9 protein-coding genes are annotated in these 9,230 nt (G+C 63.7%); 2 read left to right on the top strand and 7 right to left on the bottom strand.

The features are described 5' to 3' along the window. Positions 1–85 precede the first annotated feature (85 nt). Positions 86–1,687 carry an MFS transporter gene (locus tag RWT78_RS25130; protein WP_003941517.1) on the bottom strand — a complete coding sequence of 534 codons (1,602 nt, stop codon included), beginning with the start codon at positions 1,685–1,687 and terminating at the stop codon, positions 86–88. Between the two features lie 68 nt (positions 1,688–1,755). Here RWT78_RS25130 and RWT78_RS25125 point away from each other — a divergent pair, with 68 nt between their 5' ends. After that, positions 1,756–2,331, top strand: coding sequence for a TetR family transcriptional regulator (locus RWT78_RS25125; RefSeq protein ID WP_003941498.1), 576 nt, complete (start codon positions 1,756–1,758; stop codon positions 2,329–2,331). A gap of 3 nt (positions 2,332–2,334) precedes the next feature. On the opposite strand, the gene atzF is transcribed toward RWT78_RS25125, so the two are convergent. From atzF to RWT78_RS25095, 6 genes are all read right to left on the bottom strand, one after another. Next, positions 2,335–4,044 carry an allophanate hydrolase gene (gene atzF / locus RWT78_RS25120; RefSeq protein WP_314681689.1) on the bottom strand — a complete coding sequence of 570 codons (1,710 nt, stop codon included), beginning with the start codon at positions 4,042–4,044 and terminating at the stop codon, positions 2,335–2,337. A 17-nt stretch (positions 4,045–4,061) separates the two neighbouring features. Further along, positions 4,062–4,763: a GntR family transcriptional regulator gene (locus RWT78_RS25115; RefSeq protein WP_019744458.1), complete on the bottom strand. Its 702-nt coding sequence runs from the start codon at positions 4,761–4,763 to the stop codon at positions 4,062–4,064. 76 nt (positions 4,764–4,839) lie between these two features. Continuing rightward, positions 4,840–5,373 carry a carboxymuconolactone decarboxylase family protein gene (locus RWT78_RS25110; protein ID WP_314681686.1) on the bottom strand — a complete coding sequence of 178 codons (534 nt, stop codon included), beginning with the start codon at positions 5,371–5,373 and terminating at the stop codon, positions 4,840–4,842. Beyond that, the gene (locus RWT78_RS25105) at positions 5,370–6,176 is read right to left on the bottom strand and encodes an SDR family NAD(P)-dependent oxidoreductase (RefSeq protein ID WP_208689763.1); all 807 of its coding nucleotides are present in this window, start codon (positions 6,174–6,176) and stop codon (positions 5,370–5,372) included. The genes RWT78_RS25110 and RWT78_RS25105 overlap by 4 nt, the downstream gene beginning before the upstream one ends. Before the next feature lie 96 nt (positions 6,177–6,272). After that, positions 6,273–7,493 (bottom strand): MFS transporter, encoded by a 1,221-nt coding sequence (locus RWT78_RS25100; RefSeq protein ID WP_314681683.1) that lies wholly within the window; start codon positions 7,491–7,493, stop codon positions 6,273–6,275. Positions 7,494–7,502: 9 nt separating this feature from the next. After that, a complete protein-coding gene (locus RWT78_RS25095) occupies positions 7,503–8,492 on the bottom strand; it encodes an LLM class flavin-dependent oxidoreductase (protein ID WP_314681682.1) in 990 nt (329 codons plus the stop codon). A 227-nt stretch (positions 8,493–8,719) separates the two neighbouring features. Between RWT78_RS25095 and RWT78_RS25090 the strand changes: the two genes are divergently transcribed. Further along, positions 8,720–9,230, top strand: a 511-nt coding sequence (locus RWT78_RS25090; protein ID WP_314681678.1) for a SipW-dependent-type signal peptide-containing protein, incomplete at its 3' end; no start/stop codon positions are given.

Raw genomic sequence — 9,230 nt, 5'->3', positions numbered from 1 at the left:
CACTCCGGTGGCTGAGGTGTTGAAGACGGCCTGACCTGCTGTGCGCCTTTATTAACCGCGGGCGGTTAATAATGGCGCACAGGGGTTACCCCATGTGGACTGCACCCTCGGCGGGCAGATCACCCTTCTTGGCGCGGACCAGCACCAGCACTACCGGTGCGATGATCGCCAACAGGATTGCCGCCCAACCGAATGCGGCCGAGTATCCGGATACCTCGGCGCCGAAGAAGTAGTCCGTCATCGAGGCGACGAAGTCCTGCACCGGCTGGGGGAGTAGCGCCAATTGATCGCCGGTCGGGATGGTCGCATTCGACATGTCGACAGGAATGCCTTCCGGCGGGATCGGCGCCGCGTTGTCGGCGGTGAAGGCCGACTTGGCCGAAGCGTAGATCGTGGTGAACAGTGCGGTTCCGAGTGCGCCGCCGATCTGCAGGGTGGCGTTGACCAGGGCACTGGCAGCGCCGGCGTCGTGGTCGGGGACACCGATCAGTGCGAGGTTCTGCATCGGCACCATCAGCAGACCCAGTCCGAAGCCGAAGATCGCGAGGCCGGGGAACACGTGCGTCCAGTAGGAGCTGTGTACCTCGATCTGGGTCAGCATGAGCAGTCCTACCGCTGCCACCAGCGGGCCGGCGACCATGAGCGGCTTGGGGCCGATCTTGGTGGACAACTGCGCTGCGATGGTCGACGCCAAGACGATGAAGAACGCCATCGGCAGCGATCCGACGCCGGCCATGACCGGGCTGAATCCGAGCACGATCTGCAGGTAGAACGTCAGGTACAACGTGCCGCCGAGCAGGGCGGCGCCCACCAGCATGGAGCCGATCAGAGCAGCGCCGCGATCGCGATGCCACGGAACGCTCAGCGGTAGAAGCGGATTCTTGCTGCGGCTCTCGACGACCACGAAGATCGCGAGGAAGACCAGACCCAGTGCGATGAACAGCAAAGTGTCCGCCTGACCCCAGCCGTGCTCGGCGCGTGTGAATCCGTAGACCAGTGAGCCGAGCCCCAGGGCGATGAGGACAGCGCCGGGAAGGTCGTAGCTCGTGTCGCCGTGCGCTTTGGTTTCCTTGACGATCGGGACGGCCGCAGCGATGGCGATCAGCGCGATCGGGATGTTGACGAGCAGGCACCAGCGCCAGTCGACGTACTGCGTCAGCACTCCACCGAGGAGAAGGCCGATAGCAGCGCCACCGCCGGAGATCGCGCCGTAGACGGCAAAAGCCTTGGCGCGCTCCTTCTCTCCGATGAAGGTGGTGGTGAGCATCGACAGCGCGGCGGGCGCGAGCAGTGCTGCGAAGACGCCCTGGCCGGCGCGGGCGATGAACAGTTCGATACCGCTCTGAGCGATGCCGCCGATGCCGGAGGCAACCGCGAAGCCCGCCATGCCGACGATGAAGGAGCGCTTGCGGCCCCAGTAGTCGGCAATACGTCCGCCGAGGAGCAGCAGCGCACCGAACGCCAAGGCGTACGACGTGACCACCCACGCGCGGTCAAGGTCGCTGATGCCCAGTTCCTCCTGGGCTGCCGGTAGGGCGATGGAGACGATGGTGCCGTCGAGCACCACCATGAGTTGAGCGAACGCGACGATGCAGAGCACCAGCCAGCGACGTTGATGATTCGGATTCTCGGAGACAGCCGGGATCGGTGGCAGAGTGCCGCCGTCGACGTGGGACGTGGTGGTCATTGGAAAAAGGTATTCCAGCCTTCTCGGGTGAGTCAAACGAAATAGTTCGTTCGGTTACCATCATCACTATGGCTCCCACTGACGTGACCGCGACGAAACAGCGAATCCTCGACGCTGCGCAAGAAGAATTCGGCACCTACGGGCTTGCCGGTGCGCGCATCGATCGGATTGCGAAGAACGGAAACGCCAGTAAGGAGCGCCTCTACGCATATTTCGGTGACAAGGTCGCGTTGTTCCACGCGGTGCTCGACGTCGACTTCGAGCAGGCGATGGAATCCGTCGAGTTCACCGGTGAAGACATGCCCGCGCATGCTGTCGAACTGTTCGACGCAATGCTCGGCAAACCACAGATTCAACGGATGATGATCTGGGGTCAATTGCAGGGTGAGGCACCACGGATGAAGAAGTTGGCCGAGGAACATTCCAGCTGGGTTCCGCGAATGGCCACGATCCGCAAGGCTCAAGAAGACGGCCTCATCTCGAAGCACTGGGACCCCCAGGACCTGATCACGATGCTGTTCGGCCTCGTGTTCGGCTGGGTGGTGGCCCCCGGTGTGGCCGACAACCAGAACGTCGACGCCGACGAGATCGCGCGCCGCCGTGAAGTGGTGCGCGAGGCCGTCACTCGAATCTGCAAGCCGTGACTGTCAGCGAGAGAGGTACGCGGCCCAACCGCCGTAGTCGGTGATGTCAGCTGCGCCGTTTACGGCGTCATGAGTGCAGCTGAAACCGACTGTCGTTCTGCCGTCGGATAACTCGACGCTGGTGAGCGCCATCGGTGCAGGCAAGGCGGCGAGGAACGTTCCCAGCCCGGCCGGTGAGATTCGGAAGATCTCGCCGACGACCGGTGCGCCGAGTCCAGGGCCACGGCGTACCAGGCCGGGCTTCGGTGGCGTCGTGTCGAGAGCGAAGAGCCGGTAGGCATCCGAGGTCGTGACGGTTTCGACGTACCGCGCGCCGAGGTCGACCAACTGTGTGTTGAGGGGTTGCCCGCGCAGGTGAGCGCCGAATACTGCGAGATCGATTCCGGTATCGACGAGGGTGGGTGAAGGCACACCGCCGAGTCGCGCAGCGAGGTCGATGGCGATCTGGTCGTCGAAAGCGGGTACGACGAACATGACGCCGAACGGGTGATCTTCGGCGGTGCGGTGTCCGGGCGCCGCGACGGCCGCCATGTCGAGCAGGTTGCAGAAGTTGGTGAAAGTTCCCATCCGGCGGTTGATTCCGAACGGATCCTCGGTCACGGCAGCGATGGTCGGATGTTCGGTGGTGGTGGGAAGCAGTAGGGCGTCGAACCCGGCGAGGAGTTCCCGGGCGGCAGCCTTGGCGCGGGTGAGAGCATCGAGATCGTCGACCAGCTGGTATCCGGTGGGGTGCTTCGCACCGAGCACGATGTCGGACACCGCGGGATCTGCTCCGGCAGGACGAGTTTCGAGGAACTCGCCGGCAGCGGCGTACCGCTGCGCCACCACGGCGCCGTCGTAGAGCAATCGGGCCGCGTCGAGCAGTCCGGATATGTCGACGGTCTCGGTCTCGGCGCCGCCGGCTACCAGAGCTGTCACAGTGTCCTGAAATGCTGCTGTATACGACGGGCTCAGTTGAGCGAGATCCTCGATTCGGGGGACGGCGACGCGGGGATTCGGCGCCGCCGCGAGACGAACGTCGGAAGGCCAGACGCGGCTGCGGGGATCCCGAGATTCGTGGCCGATCATGATTGCCGCTGCCGCGGTTGCCGATTCGAGGTCGTCGGCAAATACCGTCAGAGCGTCGTAGTCGACGCAGGCGGGCACTACTCCGTGGGCGGGGATGACGCCGAGCGAGAGCTTGAGTCCGTAGATCCCGTGGAACGCTGCCGGCACCCGGCCCGAACCGGCAGTGTCGGTGCCGATTCCGATGTCTGCAATTCCCAGCGCGACAGCGACGGCGGATCCGGAGCTACTACCGCCCGAGATCAACTCTTCGTCCCAGGCGCAGCGAACGGCTCCGTACGGACTGCGCGTTCCGACCAGTCCGGTGGCGAACTGGTCCAGATTGGTCTTCCCCAGAACAACAGCCCCGTGCTCGATCAACCGCGCAACGGCACTGGCGGTTTCGTCCGGCGAATACGCGAATTCGGGGCACGCCGCTGTGGTCGGCAGACCGGCGACGTCGACGTTGTCCTTGACGGCGACCAGACGCCCAGCCAGAGGAAGATGCTCGCCCGCGGCGATTCTGGCTTCGACCGAAGCGGCATCGGCAAGCACATCTTCCTTGCGGCGCAACGTGATCCAGACTTCGGGGCGATCTACTTCCTCGATCCGCTGGAATGCCTGCTCGACCCGGGCTGTCGGGGTGAAAACTTCTGCTGCGATGGTCATGGTGTGTACTGCTCCGATCAGTCCGTGATGTTGGCGAGTGAGAGCGCGGTGATCGCGCGGGTCACCCGGTCGAGGACGACGTCGAGAGACTCGCCGATGTGCTGGTGCAAAAGCGTGCGGGCCTCGGGCAGATTGCCGGCACGTAGTTCTTCGAGGATTCGAATGTGCTCCGCGATCGAGGTGTCGATGCGGCCGTTGACCATGAAGTCGTACATCCGAACGTGCCGGATACGGGAATTCACCGACAGCAGCGACGCGACCAGTTCATTGTTTCCCGACGCCCTCAGTACGGCGACGTGGAATTCCTCGTCCAGTTCGACGAACCCCGGTTCCTGAGCGGGCGGATCGAGAGCCAGGGCACGCCACCGCACCAACTCGTCGTCGAGGATTGTTCGGTCGTGCCGGATCGTCGGATCTGCGATCGCCCGGGTAATTCCTTGTAGTTCCAGAGTGATTCGGAGTTCATACAGATCTCGGATCCGCGGGATACTCGGGCGCACGGCGGAGAACCCGTACTCTTCCCGGCGCAGGAGTCCATCGGCGCACAGCATCGTCAACGCTTCCCGTACTGGTGTGCGAGAAATGCCGAAACGCGTGGAGAGTTTCGGTTCCGTCAGGCGCTGATCGAACCCGATAGTCCCGTTGACCAGTTCGGTGCGTAGTTCCCGGTAGACCACCTCACGCAGTGGCTCCGGCGCCGTATTCATCCCTGTCGACATACCTGTATACGCTATTGATCAGGTGTTTCGTCCAGATGTCTTCGGGTTAGAGCTGAGTTACGGCCGCCGCGGGACGTCAGGTGAAGTCGCGCTGAACCCGCAAGGTTCCGATCGTGGTGGCCAGGCCGTCGTACTGAGTGACCAACAAGGTGAATTCGATCAACCGGCGATCGTCGAGATGCTGCGAGAGCGTTCCCCACGTGTCGTCAGTGACGTCCTTGGTGGTGACCAACTCGTCGACCGCAGTCAAGATCGCACGGTGACGCGGACTCAACTCGGAAGCGCCAGGTCCCTCGATGATTCGGGCCAGTTCTTCTGCGTCGATTCCGGCTTTGCGGCCGAGCCTGATGTGGTGATCCATCTCGTAACCGCAGTCCCGCAGGTGCGCGACCCGCAGGATGATCAGTTCGGTGTCGTGGCGAGAGATCTTGCCGCCGGGCATGAGTGAGCCGGAGTAGTGCAGCCAACCGCGGAACAGTCCACCCGTGCGGCCCAAGGTGCTGAACAGATGCGCGTCGGGTGCTCCGGCAGCCTTCGACAGGACACGCCAGATTCCCCAGTTGATCGGACCGAGGTCTTTGAATCGGCCGGGCGGGATGCGGGGGTTCATGCGACTCCACGGATGTGAGAGGGACGGAGGTCGATAGCTCGTTGCGCGATGTGGCGAACCGCGGCGCTGCGGCGGGGCGCGTGTACGCGTGACTTCCGGCCGACGATACCGCGCTCGAACGCGTCGACGGCGTCAGCGATGGTCGTGGTGCCGACGCTGGCGAGGGTTCCGCGTGCTCCGTCGAACGACAGTGCGGTGGTATCGGTGTCGATGTCGCCGATGTACGCGACGCCCACCTTGGTGCCGAGGTGTTTCATTTCCCAGCGCAACGCGTCGCCCAACGCTTCGACGCCGGCGCGCGAAGCACCGAACGGTCCGCGAAACGGATGCTTGGCGGCGCCGTGAGCCGAGGCGACCACCAGGGCGTAACCGTTTTCGTGACTGATGTGCGGACCTGCTGCGCGCAGGGTGTAGTACGTGCCCATGAGGTTGACTTCGACGGCGCGGCGCATGTCCGCAGGGTCGCCGCCGAGGATCGACGAGTTCGCCTCGACCCCGGCATTGGCGACGACGACGTCGATGCCTCCCAGCTTCTCAGCGATGTGGTCGACGCCGCGAGATACCTGCGCGAGATCGGCGACATCGCACAACTGCCAGGGGGCGCGGCCGCAGGAAGTGGCGACTTGCTCGAGAAGTTCAGGCTCGAGGCCGAGCAGTCCCACGGACGCACCACGGTCGTACAGGCGTCTGGCCAGCGAAGAACCGATATTGCGGGCAGCGCCGGTGATCAGGATGCGCCGACCCGTCAGGTCGTCCGCACTACTCTTGGCCGATTCGGCCTTGCCCGCCTCGCTCTTGCCCATTGCTGTGTCCCTACGCAGTGACCTTCTGGTCCTCCGACGCTAACACCGCCGGGTAGCTGCGACTGCAAGTACCGCCAACTCCGTCCGAATGGACGCTCAGACCGATGCGGCTTCGAGACGCGGATGTGAGGCGGAAGCCTGGGTCGACCGCAATCGACGGAATCGGACCACGGCAACGACGGCGGCAACAGCGGCGAGGATCACCAACGGCAGTGACGGGCCCATCGTGGGTTCGATGACAACCAATAGCACCGGCAGTCCGAATCCGAGATAGGTGCCGACGTAGAAGATCCCGGTCAAAGCGCCCCTCGAGGCCGGGGGAGCCAGCGACTCGAGGTCGAGCAGTCCCTCACGCAGACACAGTCCGTAGGCCGTACCGAGGACGAGCGCGCAGACGATGAACAACCCGAGCGCGGGGTGTGCGCCGCCGACGGCGACCAGGCAGTATCCGAGCGCCGCCAGTGCGGCGCCGACCGTGCCGGCCTGAGGACCCCAATTGCGATGGCGCGCAGCGGTTTGAACCAAGATTCCAGCACCCAGAGTCAGCGCCGCCGCGAAACCCGGAAGGAGAGGGCCGGAGTAGCGGTCTCCGAGCCTGGCCGTCATGGTCACAAAAGAGACTGGTGCGCTGGCGAACACCCACGGCGCCAACGGAAGTGCCCAGAGCAGCGCATTTGCGACGGAGCGCTCCGCGCCGTCTGGCGCATTTGCGACGGAGCGCTCCGCGCCGTCTGGGACGGGTGTGACGGTCGCGGCTTCTACGGAAACAGGTGTACGACTCCACACAGCTGCCGCGGTAACCGAACCCACCGACAAGAAGGCCGAGACGACAAAGGGCGTAGCGAGTGGGAAGGCGGCAAATTGTGCCAACAGACCCGAAAACAGTGGTCCCAGTGCGAAACCCGAGGTGAGTACTACGCCCGCCATCACGGTTCCGGACTTGCCGCGAAGGTCAGCCGCCCACGCGGTACCGGCGCCGATTGCCAGACCGGCACCGATACCGACAACGAGGCGCCCGACCATGAGCCCGGGCGCGTCGTGCCAGAGAAGAAGAATCAAGGTTCCGAGCGAGGCTATGAGCGCTCCGGGCAGGACGACTACAGCTCGGCCGACGCGATCCGACAGTGCTCCACCGGTCAACAGGCCGGGTAGAAGTCCGAGCGCGTAGATACCGAAAACACCGTCGAGCACGGTATGCGAAAGGCCCTCGTCCACCCGGAGAACCGGGATGAGCGAAGCAAAGTGGTTGGCTGCCCAACCCGTCGAAAGTAGAACGGCAAGTACCGAGATGAACCCGCGACGGGAAGGATCGCCCATACCGGCAGCTTAGGCGGGCACCAGATTGCTCACGTCGGCGAGGAGTTCGAACGTGCGCAACCGCGCCTCAGGGTTGCTGCCGGTCGACACCGTGATGAGCTCGTCGGCCTGCGCATGCTCGGTGAACTCGTCGAGGTAGGCGCGGACTTCCACGGGAGTGCCGACGGCGCTGTACTTGGTCATCTGAAGAACCTGCTGACCGGCAGGGGACTCGAGCAGCATGTCCGCCTCGTCGTCCGTGAATTTGCGTCCACCTCCGACAAGAAGGCTGACGCGCGAACGCTGGGCCGCGAGGAAGTCCTGCTGGGCCTGTTCATGCGTCTCGGCGGCGATGACGTTGACGCCGGCGAGGACGTACGGCTCCGCTAGCTGCTCCGACGGCTTGAACTCGCGCCGGTAGATTGCGACGGCGTCGCGCAGGGCGTTGGGGGCGAAGTGCGAGGCAAATGCATACGGCAGGCCGAGCATCGCGGCGAGCTTGGCGCCGAACAGTGACGATCCGAGGATGTATAGCGGAACGTGAGTGCCCTTACCGGGAACGGCATTGATTCCAGGGACACGCGAGGTGTCGCCGAGGTAGCCCTGAAGCTCGAGTACGTCCTGCGGGAAGCTGTCCGAAGAACTCGGGTCGCGTCGCAAAGCCTGCATCGTCTTCTGATCACTACCGGGCGCGCGACCGAGACCGAGATCGATGCGACCCGGGTGCAGAGTCTCGAGGGTGCCGAACTGTTCGGCGATCGTCAGCGGTGCGTGATTGGGGAGCATGATGCCACCGGCGCCGAGGCGGATCTTGGTCGTGTGCGCGGCGATGTGGCTGATCAGAACGCTCGTAGCTGACGACGCGATGGAACTCATGTTGTGGTGCTCGGCGTACCAGATTCGTTTGTATCCCCACTCTTCGGCTCGTTGCGCCAACCTCAGGCTGGCGCCGAAGGTGTCCTTGGCGGTTTCGTTGTCGCCGATGTAGGCGAGGTCGAGGATGGAAAGTGGGACGGCCATGAATGTGGTGCCTTTCTCAGCGAATAGAACGCAAACGTCGTTGGAAGGTGCAACCATCTGGCCGGCTTTCCTATTTCCGCCTGGTCAGCGCCCACGGATGGTGGCGAGGCGGACAAGGCGTGAAGTTCTTGTCTCGATTTCGGTCATTTCGGATATTTCGGATGAAATTGGGGGCTAGATTTCCCGAATCGGAGGTTCTTTCGCATTCCAAGTGAATCGAGACCAGCATGGCCACTGATCGGAAGGCTGTAAACAAGCGCAAAGTACGTGCGTTACTTGCCGGAGGACTTGTCCTCGGTATCGGCGCCGCTGTCACCTTGGCGGCGTGGACAGACAACGTTTTCGGCGACGCGCAGTTCAAGACGGGAAGTTGGAATCTCCAGGGCAGTTTCGACGGACTGACGACCTGGGGTGAGTATCAAGTCGACGCTTCCGCCGGCCACTTCCAATTCAGCACGGGATTCAACACACTCGCACCCGGAACGACGGTATATGCGCCGGTAGCGCTACGGATCGGTCCCACGGCCAGCACTTTCGGCGCGACGGTACAACTACTCGGTGCGACGGGCGGTGATGCCGATCTCAAACCCGCCCTGCGGTACTCGGTGTATCGAGGTGTCTCCTCCACGGCCTGCACGGCGGCGGGAATTGGAGCAGGCACAGCATGGGTGGGCACGACAGCTAGTCCGGTGGCCTTGACGGCAGGTTCGGGTTCGGATGTCACCTTGCTAGGCACGG

Origin of the sequence: uncultured Rhodococcus sp. (genome assembly GCF_963525155.1) — a bacterium.
Taxonomy (GTDB): domain Bacteria; phylum Actinomycetota; class Actinomycetes; order Mycobacteriales; family Mycobacteriaceae; genus Rhodococcus_F; species Rhodococcus_F qingshengii.
The sequence above is the reverse complement of the archived record's forward strand: the minus strand, read 5'-3'. Positions and strand labels throughout refer to the sequence as shown.